Below are 247 nucleotides of genomic sequence, written 5' to 3'. Positions count from 1 at the left end.
CTACCAGGGTATCTAATCCTGTTTGATCCCCACGCTTTCGTGCCTCAGTGTCAATAATCCCGTAGTGAGCTGCCTTCGCAATCGGTGTTCTGCGACATATCTAAGCATTTCACCGCTACATGTCGCATTCCGCCAGCCTCAACCTAATTCAAGTCCTACAGTATCAATCGCAATTGCATGGGTTGAGCCCAGCGATTTCACGACTGACTTATTGGGCCGCCTACGCACCCTTTAAACCCAGTGATTC

At 49.8% G+C, this 247-nt stretch carries 1 rRNA gene; it reads right to left on the bottom strand.

Annotation, left to right across the window (positions count from 1 at the left end):
• Nucleotides 1-247: ribosomal RNA gene (locus ACTHSQ_RS11390) — 16S ribosomal RNA — on the bottom strand; the annotation flags it as partial.

The organism is Neisseria sp. P0009.S008 (assembly GCF_051958615.1).
GTDB lineage: Bacteria > Pseudomonadota > Gammaproteobacteria > Burkholderiales > Neisseriaceae > Neisseria > Neisseria subflava.
Note: the sequence above shows the minus strand (reverse complement) of the source record. Positions and strands in the feature narration are given on the sequence as shown.